Here is an 18,243-nt window from a genome sequence, read left to right as displayed (position 1 = left end):
CGTGCGGAGGAAGTCCCCATGCGTGAGGAATCCAGCCGTCATTGTGTGGTGCGAATCGGGGCGCTGTTGCTCGGGCTGCTGTTCGTCCTGAACGGGCCTCGCGCGGAGGCCTATCCCATCGCCCCGATGACGCTCTGGGAGCTGACGCTGGAGGCGGAGCTCATCGTGTGGGCGGAGGTCGAGGCGGTGACGACGCGGACCTTCGAGGACTACGACGCGTACAAGCTCAGTGGCTTCGAAGAGGGCGTCGCGCGACTGCGTGTGCTGGAGGTCTGGAAGGGCACCGCCCATCCCGACGAGCGGGTGGAGGTGGCCTACTCCCCCTCCATGAACTGCCCTGCGCCCCCTCGCTACGTGCAGGGGCTGCCTGTCGTCGCGTTCTTGACGCGCTGGAACGGCACGTGGTCGACCGTGGGGCTGTCCTACGGGACGCGCTACCCGACGAGCAACGATGAGGCCCAGGCCTACCGGCGGCTCGTGGAGCTCGCGGTGAAGGCCCAGGCGGAGGCGAGCCCCAGCGTCCCGTATCGCGAGGACGAACAGGCGCTTGCGTCGGCTCCCATGGATTGGGAGGTGCTCGCGGCGAGCCACCCGGCGACGCGCTGGGATGGATTGTTCCGGCTGGTGCCGTCGGGCGATGTGGTGCGGGACTTCTATGTCAGCGGCGTCGACCGCTCCGTGCGGCTGTCTCCGGCGCAGCGCGAAACGCTGGCGCGAGGGTTCGTGGCACAGCCGCCCCTGGACCGCTCGCTCCCCATGCTGCTGTTGCCCCTGCGTGGCCATGCGAGCGCGGAGGTGGATGTCGCGGCGGCGCGAGCCCTGGAGACGGTGCTCATGGTTTCCGGACCGACACGGTGGGCTCTGCTCGCGTTCGACCTGCTCCGGGAGCGACACGGAGAGCGCCTCGTGGCGCGCGTCATCCCGGACGAGGAGGTCGTCCGTCGCGCCTGGGCGTCCGCGCAGCAGGGCGGGGTGGGCGCCGGGTCGAAGGACGTGCTGTCCCTTCAGGAGGAGTGGCGACGCTTCAAGCAGCGCCGCCGGATGACGCCCAAGCTGCTGCCCCTGCCTGTCGAGCCGACCGTGGCGGGCGTCGGTGGCGAGACGCCGCTCTGACCTCGGCGCCGTCCTTCAGTTGCGTCCCCAGCGACGCGGGCGCTCGAAGCGGAAGAAGCCGCTGGCCTCCTCCTGGCCGATGCTCTCCGCCTCGGCGCCGAAGTAGCGCGCGCGGATTTCGGTGAGGCGCGCCTCCAGCTCCTCGCCGGAGAGCTCCTGCGCGAGCGCCTGACGCTCCGCCATGTACTTCAGGCCCGCGTCCCACCGCGCGTCGCGGCTCTGGTCCAGCGTGTCCCAGCGCTTCAGCGCTTCGTCGTCCAGGCCCAGCTCGCGGCGGATGGCGCGCAGGTTTCGCGAGCGCTCCTCCGAGGACATGGTGCCCAGGTCCGTCTGCACGGAGGACACGTCGAGGAAGCGGTTCATCAGCTCCTGCTGGTGCCGCTCGAGCACGGCCCCGAGCTGCTCTCCGTGCACCTCCTGGAGGCGCTGCTTGAAGGTGGAGAGCTTCTCCTCCACGCTCTGGCCCTGGAGCGCGTCGAGCGAGCGCAGCGTGTCGCCGATGGCCTGGTTCTTCAGCTCCGCCGCCCAGATGCGGTCGGCCACGTCCTTGCCGAACAGCCGGTTGCGCGCGTCGCGGATGGCCGCCCGCCGCTCCTTCTCGTTCAGGCCCTTGAGGTAGTGGTCATTGTCGTGGACCCACTTCTCGTAGTCCTCGCGGTTGCGCAGCATCGCCGCCAGCGCGTCGTAGTGCTCCGGGAAGTGCGCCTTCAGGAAGGCCAGCAGCTCCTCCCTCCATCGGCCTGGATAGCGCTGCTGGAAGAAGCGCATCAGGTCCTCGATGAGGCGTATCTGCGCGTGCGGCTCGCTCAGGTTCTTCCCGTAGCGCTCCTTGAGCGAGGCGGCCAGCTCCTCCAGCTCCGTGTCCGTGGGCTCGGGCACCGGAGCAGGGGAGGGCCGCGCGGCGCTCGTCGTGGCGGAGGGCACCGCGCCACCCGGCACCGAGGGCGCGACGGCCGCGACGGGCGCTCCGTCCGGGACCACGGGCGTCACCTCCGGCACGTCCTCCCGCAGGAGCGTCACCCCGAGCCCCGCGAGGAGCAGCACCCCCGCGCCCACCAGCAAGACCTTCAAGCTCCGTCGCATGGCCATGTCTCCGGGAAGGGCGTGGGGAACCGGGAGGCCGTGAACCGCGGCCTCCCGGTGTGGTGCGTCAGTCGACCTTGGCGATGTAATCGATGATGGCCGCGTAGAACTCCATCTCGCTGAACGTGTCGGGGCCGATGCCGATGACGTCCACGTGGTCCTGGTTGATGACGCTGGACATGGAGGTCTGCTGCAGCGAGCTGGGGGCGTTGATGTTGCTGACGTAGCCCAGCGCCGAGTCCTGCGCGACCAGGTCCGCGCCCAGGCGCTCGGTGTAGCGCAGGCGGTAGCCCATCTGCTGCGAGTTGATGCCGACCAGTCCATCGTCGTCCTGGTCGTTGCGGATGCCGTCACCCTTGCCGGCGGCGCCGTCGTTGTCGCAGTCGTCCGCGCACGCGCCGTCCCCGTCGATGTCGAAGAAGAACTGACGCACCAGCCACAGCGCCGGGTTGACGCTCAGGCCGTTCTGCGCCGTCACCAGCGAGGCGTAGTGCGCCGCGTACGAGGCGCTGATGGGGTTGGCCACGTTGAAGGCCTTGGCGCCCGTCGTCTTGCCGTCGTTCGCGTCCGCGTCGTTGTAGATGAGCGCCTTGAGCGCCGCGTAGCCGTCATTGCCCGGCCCGTAGACGACGTCGCCGTAGAGGCGGAACAGCGCGTTCAGCACGCTGGTGACGCCGGGCCCCAGGTCCAGGACGTACTTCGCCACCGGCGAGCCCCGGTGCGGCGAGGACACGCTCACCAGCGCCTTCACCGCCGTGTAGCCCTTGCGCTCGCGCAGCACCTTCGCCGCCTTGCGCGCGTCGATGCCGCCCTGCGAGTGGCCCACCAGATTCACGTAGGCCGAGCCCGTGGAGGCCATGTAGCCCTCCACGTCGTTGGCCAAATCCAGCCCGCGCACGTCGGAGCTCTGCAGCGGCTGCACGGCGGCGGCGAACGCGCGCTGCTTGCTGTTCAGGTCCCCGTTGCAGCTCACCTCCAGGAACTCGTCGCACGGGTCGCCCACGAAGACGCCGTAGTCGTCACCCCAGTAGTCGTACCCGAGGATGTCGTCGAACCCTCCCAACCCGTGCGCGAACACCACGGGGTACGTCGTCTTCTCCGCGGCGAGGGCCGGTGCGGCCACGCCCAGTACACCCACGGCCAGGACTGCCAGGAACAGCGGCGGCTGTTGCTTCATGGGGACTCCTTGCTGGTGAGGATTGCCTGCTGCAACGGATGCACGTCGGACCAGGAACCGGGATGCCAGCCTTCAGCCACGCGAAGGCCCCACCGGTACGGCTCAGACCATCCCCACTACCGAGCGAGTCCCGAACTCCGGGCGTATCAGTGCACCAGGGTTGATTCGCGAGTCAATACATCGCGCCGCGTCAGCACCGCGGGGCGAGACGGCCCTTCTGTGTCGCGCTGCGTTGTCTGTGATTGCGCGCCGCGTCGTCTCGATGCGTCAGTTCTTGTCGCATCGCGTCGACACCGGGGCCACCTGGCTCGTCCCTCCCAGAATGGAGGGGGCCTGCGGGGCCCCAGGTGCCCCGTCCCGTCACGCTGGCGACGGGGCGGGGCGTCTACCCAGGCCTACGGCTCGACGGGGGTCTGCTGGATGCGCCAGATCTCCTCGGCGTACTGCTTGATGGTGCGGTCGGAGGAGAAGATGCCGGCGCGGGCGACGTTGATGATGCACTTGCGCGCCCAGGTGTCCGCGTCCTGATAGGCGCGCACCACCTCGTCCTGCTTGGCCGCGTAGGACGCGAAGTCCGCCAGCACCAGGTAGCGGTCCTCCTCCAGGAGGCTGTCCACCAGGGGCTTGTAGAGGGCGCGGTCCTCCGGGGAGAAGAAGCCGGTGGAGATGAGGTCCAGCGCCTCGCGCAGCTCCAGGTTCTTCTCGTACTCGTCGCGCGGCCGGTATCCGGCACGCTTCCTGGCAATCACCTCGTCCGCGGTGAGGCCGAAGAGGAAGAAGTTCTCGTCGCCCACCGCCTCGCGAATCTCCACGTTGGCGCCATCCAGCGTGCCCAGCGTCAGTGCGCCGTTGAGCATCAGCTTCATGTTGCCCGTGCCGGACGCCTCCATGCCCGCCGTGGAAATCTGCTCGGACACGTCCGCGGCCGGGATGATGCGCTCGGCCAGGCTCACCCGGTAGTTGGGCGCGAAGACGACCTGCAGCCCCGTCGTGCCCGCGTCGCTGTTGACCACCTCCGCGATGCCGTTGATGAGCCGGATGGTCAGCTTGGCCAGGTGGTAGCCCGGCGCCGCCTTGGCGCCGAACAGGAACGCGCGCGGGTGGATGATGGTGCTCGGGTCTCTTCGCGCCCGCATCCACAGCGCGACGATGTGCACCGCGTCCAGCAGCTGGCGCTTGTACTCGTGCAGGCGCTTGATCTGCACGTCGAAGATGGCGTCCGGGTTGAGCCGCACCGAGCGGAGGTCCTGGATGTGCCGCGACAGGTCCTCCTTGTTGGCGCGCTTCACCTCGCGGAACGCCTTGCGGAACGCCGGGTCCTCCGCGTGCGGCTCCAGCTCACGCAGCTTGTCCAGGTTCGTCGCCCAGCCCTCGCCGATGCGGGACGTGATCAGCTTGGACAGCCGCGGGTTGCACCACGCCAGCCACCGGCGCGGCGTCACGCCGTTCGTCTTGTTGTTGAAGCGCTCCGGGTACATCGCCGCGAAGTCCGGCAGCACGTCCCGGCGCAAGAGGTCCGTGTGCAGCGCCGCCACGCCGTTGATGCTGTGGCTGCCCACCACCGCCAGGTGGGCCATGCGAATCTTCTTCTCCGGCCCCTCCTCCACCAGGCTCATCCGCCGCAGCTTCTCCTGGTCATAGGGGTAGCGGATCTGCACCTGGCGCAGGAAGCGCTGGTTGATTTCGTAGATGAGCTCCAGGTGGCGCGGCAGCAGCCGCTCGAACAGCGTCGCCGGCCACTTCTCCATCGCCTCCGCCAGGAGCGTGTGGTTGGTGTAGCCGAACACCGCCTGCGTAATCGACCAGGCCTCCTCCCAGCCCAGCCGCTTCTCGTCCACCAGCACCCGCATCAGCTCCGCCACGCCGATGGCCGGGTGCGTGTCGTTGAGCTGGATGGCCGCCTTCTTCGGGAAGTCCCTGAAGTCGGTGTGGTTCTTCAGGTAGCGACGGACGATGTCCGCGATGGAGCACGCGACGAAGAAGTACTGCTGCTTGAGCCGCAGCTCCTTGCCGGCCTGGAACGCGTCGTTGGGGTAGAGGACCTTGGAGATGACCTCCGAGTCGTTCTTCTCCACCACGGAGCGCTCGTAGTCGCCCGCGTTGAAGAGGAGCAGGTCGAACTCCTCGGACGCGCGCGCCTGCCACAGCCGCAGCGTGTTCACCGTGTCGTTGTGGTAGCCCGCGATGGGCGTGTCGTACGGCACGCCCACCACCGTCTTGCCGCCCACCCAGCGCGCCACCGGCTTGCCGTCCGGACCCTGGTGGTGCTCCACGCGTCCGAAGAAGCGCACCGGCACCGCCTTCTCCGGCCGCACGATCTCCCAGGGGTTGCCGAACTTCAGCCACTCGTCGGCGCGCTCCACCTGGTAGCCGTCCACGATGTCCTGCGTGAAGATGCCGAACTCGTAGCGGATGCCGTACCCCATGCCGGGGTAGCCGAGCGTCGCCAGCGAATCCAGGAAGCACGCCGCCAGCCGCCCCAGGCCGCCGTTGCCCAGGCCCGCGTCCGGCTCCATCTCCAGCAGGTTGGTGAGGTCCACCCCCACTTCCCGCATGGCCTCGGCGGCCGCGTCGTGCATGCCCAGATTCAGCAGGTTGTTGCCGAGCGCCCGACCCAGCAGGTACTCCGCGGACAGGTAGTAGGCGCGCTTGGCGTCCTTCTCGTAGTACGTGCGGGCCGTGCGCACCCAGCGGTCCGCCAGCCTGTCACGCACCGCCAGCGACAACGCCATGAAGCGGTCATGCGCGGTGGAGGTCTCGTAGTTCTTCCCGCGCGAGTAGCGCACGTGGTCCAGGAACGAGCGGCGCATGGACGAAGCATCGCGCCCGGTGCGGCCTCCGTCATCCGCCGTGGACGTGGACGGGGCGGCGGGGCGCTGCGAGGAGGAAGAGGCGGGAGAGGCCATGTCGCGAGAGGTCTCCATCCGAGGTGTGTCGTCGAGTGGGAAGCAACGAACCGAAGGGCCGTCAGGGTAGCGCAGCCGGAAGGCCCGGCACATGCGGAAAGCGCGGAGCCAGGGAGGGGGAGGATGCTCCCTGGCAAGGACCTGGGACGTCCAGGGACGATGCGCGGTGCGCGCCCATCCGCTCGCTTTCCCACAGGGCCCTCGTGGAACGGCCGCCCTCCGGGGAGCCGTTTGATGTAGAAATCAACGCTCATGGCCTTCCCGAAGAATGACTTGGACCAGCGCCTGGCGCTGGTGCGGCCGGAAGACACGGTCCGCGGCCTCATCTTCAACGCGGTGCTGATGCTCGCCGAGCGGCAGCTGGGGCCGGACTCCGCCGCGCGCCTGCGCGAGCCGCTCTTCAAGCGCTCCCCCGTGGACTTCTTCTCCTACTCCGCCGTGGACGCCATCCGGTTGCTCTACGCCACGTCGGAGGCGCTGGAGAAGGCGGGGCGCTACCCCACGCAGGAGGACGCGGTGCGCGCGTGCGGCGCCGCCGCCGTCACCGGCTTCTTCTCCTCCACGGTGGGCCAGACGCTCACGCGGCTGATTGGCAAGGGGGACCCCAAGCGCCTGTTGTCCAACGCGCCCACGGCCTACTCCACCTTGGTCAGCTACGGGCGCCGGGAGTACACCGTGTTGCACGAGCGTCACGTGCGCCTGTCCTTCCAGGGCGACATGCAGCCGGTGCAGTTCCACGAGGGCGTGTTGCAGGAGGCCCTCAAGGCCATCCAGTGCAACGGCCGCGTCGTGGGCACGCCCCACGGTTACTTCGCGGCGGACTACGACATCACCTGGGAGTCGTAGCCCGCCGGCGCCGCGCCTGCTTCAGGGCGCGGCCGGAGCCTGTCCCGCGACGGCGGCCACGGAGACGGCCTCCATCTGCGAGGCCAGCTCCTGCGCCTTGGCGAGGAAGTCCGGCAAGAGCTGCTTGGGCAGCGGGTCCGCGCGGGGGAACTGCTGGCTGAGCGGGTTGGTGTAGCTGCCGCCGCGCTTCATGCCGAAGTGCAGGTGCGGCCCGGTGGAGCGGCCGGTGTTGCCCGAGTAGGCGATGACCTGCTTCTGGCTGACGCGGGCACCCACGCGCACGCCCTCGCCCACCTTGGACAGGTGCATGTACTGGGTCTCGAAGCCGTTGGCGTGGCGCAGCACCACCATGTTGCCGGCGGCGCCGGCCCAGCCCGCCTGCGTCACGGTGCCGTCCGACACCGCCCACACCGGCGTGCCGATGGGCGTGCCGTAGTCCACGCCGTTGTGGTTCTTCAGGTACTGGAGCACCGGGTGGAAGCGCGAGCCGAACTTGCTGGTGACGTGCGCGTACTTCAGCGGGCTCTTGAGGAAGGTCTTCTTCGCGCTGGCGCCGTCCGCCTGGAAGTAGTTGGGCTGGCCGTCCGGCAGCACGTACCGGTAGACCTTCTTGGGGCCCACGAGGCCCCCCTGGTACTGCGCGGCGAGCACCTCGCCGTAGCGCAGCACGCGGCCCTTGGAGACGAACTTCTCCACCAGCGCGCGCGCCGTGTCGCCCTTGCGCACGTCGCGGTAGAAGTCGATGTCCCAGGCGAACACGTCCGCCAGCACCATGCCGATGGCCGGGTCCTCGCCCGCGTCCACCGCCGCCTCGTAGAGCGACGTCTGGATTTCGAGCGACACCACGGACACCTGCTTCTCCACTTCAATCGCGCGCTTGCTGCCGACGAACTTCTCGCCGTCGCGGCGCACCTGCCACTCGTCCACCAGGCTCTGGCGGTAGTCGAAGAAGTCCAGCTCCCCGTCGCGCAGGACGATGCGGAACTGGTCCCCCACGCGGGAGCGGCGGAAGTCGAACACGCCCTCGAGCGCGGAGATGACGGCGGTCACCTGCGCGTCCGGCAGCTGCGCCTCATGCAGCGCGCCCGCCAGCGTCTGGCGCGGTTCGATGCGGCGGTTCTTGATTTCATACCGGACGGCGGCCTCCGAGGAGGTCACCGCCAGCAGGGCGGCCAGGGCACAGAGGGGGGAGAGTCGCATGGGGCGGGCGCGAGTGTAGTGGACACCCCCGCCCCTGCCCAATGGACGGCTCGGGAAATCCCGCGCTCGCCCGCTCGGCTGCTTCGGACGAGGGCCGTCAGCCCCGGTGTCGACGGCGGGCTGCGAGCAGGAGCAGCGTGCCCAGGAGGCCCAGGGGCACGCCGCCTCCAGCCGCGGCGCAGGTTTGCATCTCGGGGGGGACGAGGGTGCGCGGTTCTTCACCCGCGTCGGGAGGCGGGCCGGCGTCCGGTTCACCCGCGTCAGGCGGAGGACCGGCGTCCGGTTCGCCCGCGTCGGGCTGCGTGACGGGGGGCAGGACCCGGACCTTGACCCGCGCCGTGCGCGACTGGTGGGGGACGCTCACGGTCAGCTGGAACTCCAACACCGTCTCCTTGTCCACGAGGGGCGCGGTGAACTGGGGGGCTTTCGTCGTGTGACCGCTCAGGACGACCGTTGGCTCAGCCCCGAGGGCCTGCGACCACACGTAGCTCAGCGCCCCGTCGAGGGGGTCGTCGCTGCGCGAGCCATCGAGCTTCACGACCTCGCCGCTGACGACGGTCTGCTCCTCGCCGGCGTGGGCGAGCAGGGCGCAGGTGCGCGCCTGGGAGATGACCTCCAGGAACGGCGCTGCCCGTGTCCCCTCGACGGTGATGTTGTCGATTTCCCACCCGTGCGCCTGGAAGACCCAGGCGGAGCCCATGCGGAAGCGCAGCCGCACGGTGGCGCCGCCCAGTCGCGTGCCGAAGTCCAGGACGACGGGCGTGAGCCGCTCGGGCCATCCCGGGCTCTCGGCCACGAAGGCCGCGCGGTCCTGCAGGGCATTGCCCGTCTCGTTGTCGAGCACCCCGTTGTAGCCGATGGTGAGCAGCGACTGGGCATCCACCCAGCTCGCGCCGCCGTCCCGGGTCAGCTCGATGACGCCGCCATTCCAGTAGCGGACGATGGAGGGATTGACGGGGTCCCTCCAATACGCGAACGCGTGGCGGTGCTCGAAGCGCAGCACGAACCGGCCGCCCTCGGGAATCTCCAGTGACGGCGTCTCCAGCACCGTGTCCGCGAAGTCATAGCCGTCCCTCGCGAACCAGAGTCGCTCACCCGCATCGAGGGGCGAATCGACGATGCGCCAGGCCTGGTCGGCGGTCCCTCCCAGCACCGTGGGGGTCCACGTCGTCGCATGGCCCTCGACCCGGTCCGTCCGGGATGGCCCCAGGTCGTAGTTGAAGCGGACGGTCCTCGCCAACGTGACGGTGGGCTCGCAGGCCTGGGCGCTGGTGGCGACGACCTCGTAGGCCGTCGAGGGCGACTGCGCCAGCGCGGCATCGAGCTCGACGGGAATCGAGAGGTCGACGCTCTGGAAGGGGGCCAGGCTGTCCACCTTGCGCGTCGCTCCGAGCGGGAAGAGCAGCGCCTTCTCCGGGCTGCGGACCAGGACGTCCACGTTCGTCAGCGTCACGGGGCTGTCGTTCTTGAGGGTGATGTTGACCAGGGCCGACTCGGAGGCGTCGAGCACGCTGTCGTTGTCGCACGTGCGCACCAGGTCGAGCCGCGCGGAGATGATGCGCAGGTGGGCGCTCAGCTCGGTGGACTCCTCCACGTCCTCGAACTCCACCGAGGCGCGGGGAGGCGCCACCGCGCACGAGCCCGCGCCCCGCCGGCGGAACGCCTCCGCCAGAACCCGCATGTCCTCGCTGTCCCGGGCTCCGGCGACCATGAGCAGGGCATCGCGTTGCTCGGTGAAGGTCGGGTTGTCGGGCGTCTGGACCATGGCGTGGACGACGTAGTCCGCCATGCGCCGCCGCGCGGCCTCGAACGAGGGCAGGCGCGGCTGGGAGCCTTTCGTCCCGTCGAGCAGGGCGAGGTAGCCCTCCAGGAGCATGGACGCCCAGACCTCGCCGGCGTTGTGGGACTCGGCGTTCTCGATGCCGTTGTCCCGCAGCGGGTGCGTGGGGAGCGAGGCGCTGTTGGCGATGTGGCCGAGCCTCAGTGCGTTGCGCCCGGAGTCACGGGAGTAGGGCACCCGTCGCACGCCGTAATAGGAACTCTGGCCGAGCAGTTGCGCCGCATGGCCGCCAACCGCGTAGCTGCCCTCGAGGTCGTCGCGCTCGCGCACCATCATGTGGAGCGCGATGAAGTCGCTCCAGCCTTCACTCAAGGCCTGGCATTGGGGCGTGTCGCAGCCCACCAGCCGGTGGAACAGGACGTGGCCCCACTCGTGCGCGACGATGGTGTTGTCCAGGCTGCCGTCCCGCTCGACGATGGGGGTGCGGTCCATGGTGCCCGAGACGGCCGTGGTCCCGAGCAGCGCCTTGAGCGCCTCTCCGTCCTCGAAGGTGATGGACAGCGTCGGCAGGTCGGTGTGGAGCGCGGGGTCCACGTCGCGCATGTCCGGCGGGGGGGAGCCCGGGGTGTGATTGATGACGATGAGCCCGGCGGCCCCCGCGGCCTCGGCGTTCACCGCCTTGACCTCGTAGTTGCAGTTGCCACGCTCCACCAGGACGATGGCCCCCGCCACGTCGTTCTGGAGGGCCTCGCATCCATCGAGCCGGGGCTCGGCGCCGTCCTCCGCCAGCACGAGCCGGCCCGTCCGCTCGAAGCGCCGCAACCCGAACTCCGCTCCGCCCGTGGTGTACCGGGGCTGTCCGGGGACGGTGAGCCCACGCTCCTCGCGCGTCCGCCACAGGAACATCTCCAGCTTCGGGGACCGCCCGTCCGCGGGGACATACGCGAAGGCGTTGTTGCGCGCCTCGGGGTCAATGCCCTGGTTCTGAGCCTCGGCCAGCAGGACGTCTCCGCCCACGCCGCCACGGTTCCAGTTGTTCGCCTGGGCATTGCCCGCCGCCTCGTCGAAGCCCGAGCGGTAGTAGTCATCGTGGAGCCAGTTGGTCGTGTAGAAGAGCTGGACGATGGAGGCGACCGTCTGGCTCTCGGTCTCCAGGGGCTCGAGGCCCGGCTGATACTCCGCGCTGAACTCCCGGGTGCCGGGCGTCACGGAGGCCTGGACATCGCTCCCCTCCGAGTAGCCGTCCGGATCCAGGTGGTCCGCGTAGGCCCAGACGTTGTTTCCCGACGTGAGCGTCGCGTTCGAGGCCAGCCACGGGTCCACCGTGCCATCGGGGTGTGTCAGGCCCTCCACCTCGACCTGGATGGGACGGCGGAAGCCCGGCTCCGGCGTCTCCGGACTGCCCGTGGGGTGCGGCGAGAAGTCGAGCTGGGGGGAATCCCCCGGTGTGCCGTCCGGCTCCGCGAAGACGCGATAGGAGAACACCTCGCTTGAGATGCGATTGCGCCGCTCCAGGACCCGGCCGTCGCTCGCGTCCACGACGTACTCATACCCGCGGGGGCGGGGGTCTCCCGTGCGCTCGGCGAGGACGTCCATCACATACGCGGGAACCAGGCGCCCCTTGATGGAATGATAGACGCGCGCCAGCCTCGCTGGTGTCACGAGGGAGATGGCGGAGGGCGTGTCCACCGCGCCCGGCGCGAGGTCGAAGAGGTGCTGCCGCCCGTGGAGCCCGCCGACCTCCCGGACGGTGCTCGAAAGCGAGACACCATACAGGTCCTCCAGGGCCCGCAGCACGGCGCTGCCGGGCGCGTACCGGAAGCCCTGGTCGACGTCGGATGTCAGGGATTGGCTCCGCGCGGCTTTCACCCCGCCGCGCAGATTGCCGGTGAGCCCCACCAGCTCCAGCCGCCGCGTCATCAGCACCTTCAACTCGCCTCGCAGCACCTCCAGCCCCGCGACGCGCTGTCGGAACATCACGCTGATGCCGCCGCGCCCCACGTCGTGGACGCGGTGGACGTAGGCGGCTCCCAGGTCCTCGGGCGTCAAGCCATACAAAGACGCATGTTGTTCCAGGTAATCCCAGGCGGCGGCCTCGGGTGTGCCATGGATTGACGGGGCCGCCACCGCGCCCGGCTCCATCCAGACCAGGGTGGGCACGCCCCGGGCCTCGTCGCGTGACAGGATGCTCACGGAGGCGCCCGGGGTCGTCCCATTTCCTGTCGCGGACCGCAGGGGGCCGGTGGCTTCCGTGAGAGGCTCCACCGCGCACCCCGCGAGGAGCATCAGGGAAACCACGGTGGTGACACCGCGCACAGGACTCTTGGCCACTTGACCCCCCACGGGTTCGCGCCCGTCACGTGACGAGCGCTCCGGCCCTACGGACAGATGTCAGTATCCCTCAGGTGGCTGATATGGCCAACCGCATTGCCTGTCATCGAGCGTGCGTAGATGCTGCCCACCCAGCTCCCACTGTTGAAGGAGACATTCGCGTTTGGTGCAAGGACTGTACCGTAGAAGCCATAATCGAAGGCGGTGAGGCTGGTCGCGTCCGGGAGGTTGAAGAGCACACCGGTCTCGTCGATGCCGCCCGCGAAGACGTGGCCGAAGTTGGTGAAGCGCGCCGTGGTGCCGCTCACGTTGATGACCGCCAGTGAGTTGGCGGGCGCGTCGATGGAGAGCAGGGTGGCGGAGGCGAAGGCGGTTGAAGGGACATTGAAGACGTTGACCTTGGGTGATGTTCCCTTCAACAGGACACCGCCCCAGGTCTCCAGGGTGGTGGTGCCGTTGGCGGGCAGGGCCTTCAAGTGGCCAGAGAGGGTGCGCAGGCTCTCTCCCCGCGCGGCGAAGTCGATGGGGGTGCCCCGCGCCGCGGTGCCTCGCTGGAAGATGACGGGCCCCACGGTGGTCAGGTGTGAGCCGAAGCGGGTGTTCCCCCAGACGGTGCCGTTCTGGAGCCGCATGTCGTTGCCGGCCACCAGCACGTTGGCGGTCTCCGTCGCGGGGAGCTTCCATCCGACCCGGAAGTCCGTGAGGAGGATGTTTCCGCCAGCGGCGACCCTGCCGCCCACATCCATGCCCTGGCGATAGTCCTCGAGCACGAAGAGGTTGTAGTCCCCCAGCCGGACCTCCAGGCATTGGGCGGTGGTGCCCTCCTTCACCGCCACGGTGATGCTGGTGGCGATGGTGGTGTTGCGCACGACGAGGGTCGCAAGGCCGGGGCCCACGCCGGTCACCACGCCGTTCGCGCTCACCACGGCGACGCTCGGGTTCGAGGTCGAATAGATGGTCCCCGTGGCCGCCGCGGTGACGTCCCGTTTGACGCCGTCGCTGAAGTCTCCGACGACGACGAGGTTGCTCGTCTGGCCCACGCCGCGGATGTGGGCGTCCCCGTTGAGCACGGACAGCGAGGTCACCACCGCCGAGGAGGACACGGTGAGGGATACCGCGCTCGACTGTTGAATCTCTCCGTTCAACGCGATTCCGGTGGCGATGATGGAGAGGCCGCCCAGCGCCTTGGGGGGGACCTGGAACTGGACCGTCAGCGGCCTGCCCTCGTGACGCACCACGTGTCCGTCCGCCACGATGAGCAGCGCCTCCGGCACGAATCCGCCCGTGGCCTCCACGGAGACGGTGATGATGCTCCCTGGCGTCACGACGGTGCCCGGTGCGGGTGAGGTGATTCGCAAGCCTCCTGCCAGCGCCAGGACCTCCTGGAGCTCCAGCTCCGTCTGCGTGGGCTCGCGGTATTCGAACAGCGTGTCGTCGTCCTCGGCCTCCGTGACGAGCGAACCACCGGAGGGCGCGAAGGCGCCGCCGGCGCAGCGCGGTTGCCGGGTGACCAGGGACGGCGCCAGCAGGGACGGCGCGAAGTTCGGGCCATTCACGGGGCTGTTGAGGAGCGTTTCGATCTTGTCCTGGTGGGCGACGTCGGCCGGGACCATGAAGTGCTCCGTCTCCTTGTTGGCGCGGTTCACGACGAAGGGGGACGCGGCGGTGCCCGCGTCGCCGCTGAACTGTTCGGCCTGGGCCAGGAACATGTCGTGGTCATCGGTGCAGAAGATCTTGCTGTTCTCCCCGAGGATGAGCGTCCGCTTGACCACGGCCGACGCGTCCGTGCCATCCCACATGGGATGCAGGAACTCCATGTTGGTGTAGAGCGCGGTCATGAAAGGCATGAGCAGCGGTGTGCTCTGGACGCGGTTCACCGCCAGGCCGCCGCGGCTGAACATGATGTGGGAGGGAACGGGCGTGGTCTTGATGTTGGCGATGATGCCGCTGTCCGTCCGCAGCTCGTCGATGGCACCGCCCAGGGGGCCCGAGACCTGGATGCCCGCGTCCTGCAGGGTGTTTTTGAAGATCTGCCATTGGTCTCCGTTGACACCTCCGTCCATCGCCAGCAGCTTGTCTTTCACCTTCTTGAGCTCGTCGGCGATGCGCGAGCCCATGTGAGGGGTGTTCAGGGTGATGAGCCGGTTGACCGTTCCCTTGTTGAAGTTGGAGGCGCTCTTGTAGTTGAGCCCGTCCACGAAGCGGCGCGCCATGAGCCCGCCCATGCCGTGCGCGAGCACCTCCACCTGGGTGACGGCGATGTCCTTGTCGCGCGCCTCGCTCAGCGCCTCGTCGATGGCCTTGCCGAGCACCGCCTTGTTGTCCGCGTGGTCCATGCTCGCGGAGTTGGTGGCGGAGTAGTCGGCGCAGGTGACGTTGAAGAGCGGGTTGGAGGAGATCTCCGCGTGCTCGGTCCAGTAGAGGCAGTTGGACCAGATGTCGTGGATGGCGACGACGGGGGGACGCACCACCGACAGCTCATAGGTGTCCTCGTAGCCCGTGCCCATATCGGGCGTGAACTTCATCCCGAGCAGCACCGTCCGTTCGCTCTTGTCCGCGGAGACTGCGTCGTTGAAGTCCTCGGGGCTCGTGTACAGGGCGAAGGCGTAGTACTCGCCCTGATAGCCCGGCAGGGCTGTCACGTTGACGGTGACGGCCTGGGTGCTGCTTCCCAGCGCGCCCACCCCGCCGTTGACCAACGTGGTGACGTCTTTCAGGGTGAAGTCCATCTTGCCGGGGCCGGGGACCTGGACGCGCAGCAGCAGCTGGGTGGCTCCGTCCGCCGCGACGGAGACGATGCGCTTGCCGTCCAGCGCGGGGGTGGAGAGCTTCACGGGATCCACTTCCACGGTGCCGTGCTCCTGGACGACGAGCGCGGGGTTCGGGTCGATGAGCTCCAGGCTGGAGACGCGCAGGTTGTCGAGCACCACCGTGGAGTCGAAGATGCCGTCGCCCACGTCACGGATGGAGAACTCGATGACGACGTCGCCCGGGACGACGGGGACGTGGACGATCTTGAAGTCGGTGATGCCCGCGTCCGGGAAGGTGGGGGTCCGGGGGGGATAGCTGGTCGGGAAGTAGTCGGTGCCGGCGGGGTCGTCCGCGAGCAGCTTGTCGAACTTCGTGTTCTTGGCGCGCGTCTCCGAGGCATCGAAGAAGTGTGAGCTGTTGACCGAGGCTTCCTCGACGACACGGACGCGCGTGCCGTCGTTGTCCCGGACGACGGCGGTGAACTGGTCGTTGAACTGGGTGCCGATGAACTCCGGGGACTCGGCACTCAGGAAGCGGTAGTCGAACGACAGTCGGTTGACCCCCACGGGGACGGTGAGGGTGACGGTGAGGGTGACGACGTCTCCCTCTTCTCCGAACGGCTCGTAGTCCGTGCCGGGCTCGGGCAGGCGGCTGTCGCTGTTGATGTGGCCGGTGCTCATGACGGCCAGCGAGGTGCCCTTGCGGGGCTTGATGTCGCCGAAGGAGGCGCCGGCGAATGCGCCCTCCAGTCCGGGCGCGCTGAGCAGGACGCTCTTCAGCCTCGCTCCGACGTCCAGGGCCTGGGCCATGGCCTGGGCCCGGTCGTTCAGTTCTGGAGGCGTGGGAGCGATTGAAGCGCTCCCCTTCGCCATCCGCAGCTGTCGCGCGACGCGCTCGCGCTCTGCTCGCGTCTCGTCCCGGGAGCGCGCGGGCTGGAGGCTCGGCGTGGGCCCGACCTCGGGAGGCGGGGTGTCACTGCAGGCGACGACCAGGGCCACGAGGAACGCAGACAACAGACCAGGGCGCGTGAGCATCAGGGGGACTCCGTCGCGTTGAGTGGAAAAGCAGACCGGAATGGGGCGGCGACAACGGACATGGCCACCTCGGCGCGACGTACGCCGGGTGGCCGGTCAGGACTGGCGCGGACCGACTTCATCCGCGCCCTGGATGAGGCGGGCTACCTGCGCTTGGCGGCCAGCACGTAGTCGCGGTGCCACTTGCGGGGCAGCTTCGCGAGCACGTTGCCGTCCTTCTGGGTCATGGCGAGGGTCTCGTACTTCTGCTGAATCTGCCCATCACCCACGAGGAACCCATTGGCATACACGGTGGTCTGGTCCGCGCCGAGCGCCAGCTTCTCCGCGTCCGATCCGACCTTGACGTTGTAGACCTTGCCGGCGAACGGCTCGCGGCGGACCTCGACGAGCTTGCTGGGGCCCTTCCGGGTCATCACCACGTCCCCCTGCTTGAGGAAGCGGGCCTGCACCATGCCGCGTGCCATCACCTGGATGGGGTGCATCTCGGTCATCAGCAGGGAGTGGCCGGACTCGCTGCGGATGCGCACCATCGGCACCGTCTCCACGCCGACGGCCGTGTCCATGACGGTGAGCGCGGGCCGCTCCGGGTGGTTGACCTTGTCACCAATCTTGACGCTCTCGATGGGCGTCGCGGCGCCCTCGGCCAGCTCGATTTGCGTCCCCGCCGCCAGGCAGCTGTTGGTGACGGTGATCTTCGGGAAGGTGTAGTCGAAGCGACTGTCCGGCATCGCGGTGCTCAGGGAGACCGAGGACTGGTAGGGCTTCGAGTCCGCCGTCGGCTCGACGAGCGGGAGGATGATCTTGGCGGTGAACTTCACCTCGGCCTGCACCTGCCGGCAGTCGTCGTCGAAGAAGGCGGAGTAGGCGTCGGTCAAATCCCAATAGAACGTCTTCTTGTTGGCGCTCAAGGAGACTCGGCTCCAGAACTGGGACATCCTGGCCTGTCTCACATTGCTGTCGGTGAGGTCGCAGCCTCCGCCATCGTTGGTGAGGATGAGCTTGAGGAAGCCGTACCTGTCACCTGACTCGCCGGCGAGAGTCTCGTTCTTGTACCGGTTGATGGTCGCCTCGTCGAAGATGTGGTTGCTGCTGACGGAGACCTGCCCCTTGAGCGGCAGCCTGACGGCGTAGCCGATGTCGGTCAGGTTGTAATCGCAGTCCCCCGTCCAGGTGCGGTTGAGGCACACGGAGATGACGCCGTCGTTGAGCACCAGGTCCTTGGGGGCCTGGACCGTCAGCCCGGTCAACATGGGCCGCTCCTGGCTGTTGCCGGCGGCGCTCACCTCCGAGCCGAACTCCGTGAACTGAAAGGAGTCGGTGAAGCCATCCTTCGTGTCCTCCGCCTTGTAGGTGGAGACGCGGTAGCGCTTGATGCTGGTCCTCGACAGGTCTCCCTGGGCGTTGACCGCCACGTTCTTCCCGCTGTCGAAGTGCTCCACCCAGGCCAGGTCTCCCAGGGGGAAGCCCGACGCGTCCGAGAAGCTGGTGTCCGTGTATGTGTAGTACGAGCCTCCAGGATAGGTGGAGATGGCGGTGGCGCGCCCGTCATTGGGTTCGGGGGTGTAGTCACCCGAGCTGGACGTCTCCAGGGAGTGTATCTCCCGGATGCCCGATGGGGTCGCCGCGCCGCGCTCGTCCTCCGCCGCATGGCCCGCCGTGTACCCCTTGGCCACGTGGTCGCGGCGCCGCTGCTCGATGGCTTCGAAGAGGTAGGGCGAGTTCTCCGCCGTCTTGCCGGCGAGCTTCAGGCGCGAGCGGGCGAAGCGATACTGCGCCGGGTCCGCCATGTTCAGTCGGATGCGCACATCCGGCTTGGTGAGCTCCTGGACGTAGCGCTCATCGCTCAGGTAGGTCGTCCACTCCGCCTTGGACAGGCGGCTGGAATCCCCGAGCCCCTGCAGCGTGCGGCCGAATTCCACCCCTTGCTCGTCGCGAGGGCCGGACGAGCACCCCGACAGGAAAGCCAGACAGGCCGTGCTTCCCATCACCAGCAAATGACGCATTCGTGACATGGCGCTTCCT

Annotated in this window: 9 protein-coding genes; 2 read left to right on the top strand and 7 right to left on the bottom strand. The window is 68.6% G+C overall.

Annotation, left to right across the window (positions count from 1 at the left end; genetic code table 11):
- Positions 1-18 precede the first annotated feature (18 nt).
- A complete protein-coding gene (locus tag LXT21_RS24555) occupies positions 19-1,113 on the top strand; it encodes a hypothetical protein (RefSeq protein WP_254040608.1) in 1,095 nt (364 codons plus the stop codon).
- Positions 1,114-1,128: 15 nt separating this feature from the next.
- Here the strand turns inward: LXT21_RS24555 and LXT21_RS24550 are convergent, their stop codons facing one another.
- The 3 genes from LXT21_RS24550 to LXT21_RS24540 form a co-directional block, all read right to left on the bottom strand.
- Positions 1,129-2,196, bottom strand: a complete 1,068-nt coding sequence (locus LXT21_RS24550; protein ID WP_254040607.1) for a hypothetical protein — start codon at positions 2,194-2,196, stop codon at positions 1,129-1,131.
- Between the two features lie 67 nt (positions 2,197-2,263).
- Positions 2,264-3,373: an esterase/lipase family protein gene (locus LXT21_RS24545; protein WP_254040606.1), complete on the bottom strand. Its 1,110-nt coding sequence runs from the start codon at positions 3,371-3,373 to the stop codon at positions 2,264-2,266.
- 395 nt (positions 3,374-3,768) lie between these two features.
- Positions 3,769-6,279: a glycogen/starch/alpha-glucan phosphorylase gene (locus LXT21_RS24540; RefSeq protein WP_254040605.1), complete on the bottom strand. Its 2,511-nt coding sequence runs from the start codon at positions 6,277-6,279 to the stop codon at positions 3,769-3,771.
- A 252-nt stretch (positions 6,280-6,531) separates the two neighbouring features.
- Between LXT21_RS24540 and LXT21_RS24535 the strand changes: the two genes are divergently transcribed.
- Positions 6,532-7,125 (top strand): DUF2378 family protein, encoded by a 594-nt coding sequence (locus tag LXT21_RS24535; RefSeq protein WP_046715703.1) that lies wholly within the window; start codon positions 6,532-6,534, stop codon positions 7,123-7,125.
- A 21-nt stretch (positions 7,126-7,146) separates the two neighbouring features.
- On the opposite strand, the gene LXT21_RS24530 is transcribed toward LXT21_RS24535, so the two are convergent.
- The 4 genes from LXT21_RS24530 to LXT21_RS24515 form a co-directional block, all read right to left on the bottom strand.
- A complete protein-coding gene (locus LXT21_RS24530; protein WP_254040604.1) occupies positions 7,147-8,325 on the bottom strand; it encodes a M23 family metallopeptidase in 1,179 nt (392 codons plus the stop codon).
- Between the two features lie 97 nt (positions 8,326-8,422).
- Entirely contained in the window at positions 8,423-12,436 is a 4,014-nt protein-coding gene (locus tag LXT21_RS24525) for a M36 family metallopeptidase (RefSeq protein ID WP_254040603.1), read from the bottom strand.
- 47 nt (positions 12,437-12,483) lie between these two features.
- The gene (locus LXT21_RS24520; RefSeq protein ID WP_254040602.1) at positions 12,484-16,221 is read right to left on the bottom strand and encodes a choice-of-anchor A family protein; all 3,738 of its coding nucleotides are present in this window, start codon (positions 16,219-16,221) and stop codon (positions 12,484-12,486) included.
- A 143-nt stretch (positions 16,222-16,364) separates the two neighbouring features.
- Complete coding sequence (locus LXT21_RS24515; protein ID WP_254040601.1) at positions 16,365-18,233, bottom strand: Hint domain-containing protein; 1,869 nt, start codon at positions 18,231-18,233, stop codon at positions 16,365-16,367.
- Between the last annotated feature and the right edge of the window lie 10 nt (positions 18,234-18,243).

The organism is Myxococcus guangdongensis, assembly GCF_024198255.1.
GTDB classification, from domain to species: Bacteria; Myxococcota; Myxococcia; order Myxococcales; family Myxococcaceae; genus Myxococcus; species Myxococcus guangdongensis.
The sequence above is the reverse complement of the archived record's forward strand: the minus strand, read 5'-3'. Positions and strand labels throughout refer to the sequence as shown.

Bases quoted from the DNA above. Each gene is read 5' to 3' on its own strand.
- LXT21_RS24555 (WP_254040608.1), top strand. From the start codon at position 19: ATGCGTGAGGAATCCAGCCGTCATTGTGTGGTGCGAATCGGGGCGCTG.
- LXT21_RS24550 (WP_254040607.1), bottom strand. From the start codon at position 2,196: ATGCGACGGAGCTTGAAGGTCTTGCTGGTGGGCGCGGGGGTGCTGCTC.
- LXT21_RS24545 (WP_254040606.1), bottom strand. From the start codon at position 3,373: ATGAAGCAACAGCCGCCGCTGTTCCTGGCAGTCCTGGCCGTGGGTGTA.
- LXT21_RS24540 (WP_254040605.1), bottom strand. From the start codon at position 6,279: ATGGCCTCTCCCGCCTCTTCCTCCTCGCAGCGCCCCGCCGCCCCGTCC.
- LXT21_RS24535 (WP_046715703.1), top strand. From the start codon at position 6,532: ATGGCCTTCCCGAAGAATGACTTGGACCAGCGCCTGGCGCTGGTGCGG.
- LXT21_RS24530 (WP_254040604.1), bottom strand. From the start codon at position 8,325: ATGCGACTCTCCCCCCTCTGTGCCCTGGCCGCCCTGCTGGCGGTGACC.
- LXT21_RS24520 (WP_254040602.1), bottom strand. From the start codon at position 16,221: ATGCTCACGCGCCCTGGTCTGTTGTCTGCGTTCCTCGTGGCCCTGGTC.
- LXT21_RS24515 (WP_254040601.1), bottom strand. From the start codon at position 18,233: ATGTCACGAATGCGTCATTTGCTGGTGATGGGAAGCACGGCCTGTCTG.